The organism is Bacillus sp. JJ664, from assembly GCF_036962205.1.
Classification (GTDB): Bacteria; Bacillota; Bacilli; order Bacillales; family Bacillaceae_G; genus Gottfriedia.
Genome location: NZ_JBALMS010000027.1, coordinates 65373 through 66182, shown reverse-complemented (window position 1 = coordinate 66182; position 810 = coordinate 65373). Strand labels below are relative to the sequence as shown.

1 protein-coding gene is annotated in these 810 nt (G+C 28.6%); it reads right to left on the bottom strand.

The window, feature by feature from the left end:
- Positions 1 to 227 precede the first annotated feature (227 nt).
- Positions 228 to 810 (bottom strand): SDR family oxidoreductase (locus V7056_RS04745; protein ID WP_499699761.1); only part of this gene is annotated, 583 nt, incomplete at its 5' end.

Sequence of the window (810 nt, the reverse complement as noted above, 5' to 3'; positions counted from 1 at the left end):
TCTGATTGTTTATATGACATTGTTTTCGTAATTGGCTCATCTTTTGGCAGCCATTCGATCGGAATATCGTCCGCTGTATTAAGATCCTCAAGTAAAAGTTCATCTAAATTTTGATGATTATTTACTTTACTATTTGCTGATTTAGATTTTTTCATTTACTTTTCTCCTTCATCTATTTAAGCATTGAAATCCTAAATAGTTTATGGAAAGGTAGTCATTCTATTAAATTATTTTACATTTTTAATAATAATTTCAGGGATTGCAATGTTTTTACGTGGTTTAATATTATCCATAATAATTTCTGCAATATCGTTTGGATTCATCATTTTAGATGTTTTGTCTTGATCAAAAATTCCTGACCAAAAATCTGTATTCATTCCACCCATATATGCTGCAAAAACAGAAATAGGTGTTCCAGTTAATTCAACAACTAAACTTTCAGTGAATCCCTTTACGCCAAATTTGCTTGCGCAATAAACAGATTCTGTAGCCTTTCCAATTAAACCTGCTGTTGAAACGATGTTAACAATCGTACCACTATTTTGTTTTTTCATTTGTTTAAGCACTTCCTGTGAACAAAAGATCGTACCTTTTAAATTAATATCAATCATATTATGTATATCTTCTTCACTTAATTCTTCTGCTAAATCAAATGAACCTACTCCAGCATTATTAAATAATAAATCAATTTGGCCATACGTTAGAGTGATTGAATCAAATACTCTTTTTACATCACTTAATTTTGAAATATCAACAGTATGAATCGAATAATTATTAGGTAATTCTCTTCCAATATCTTTTAATTTATTT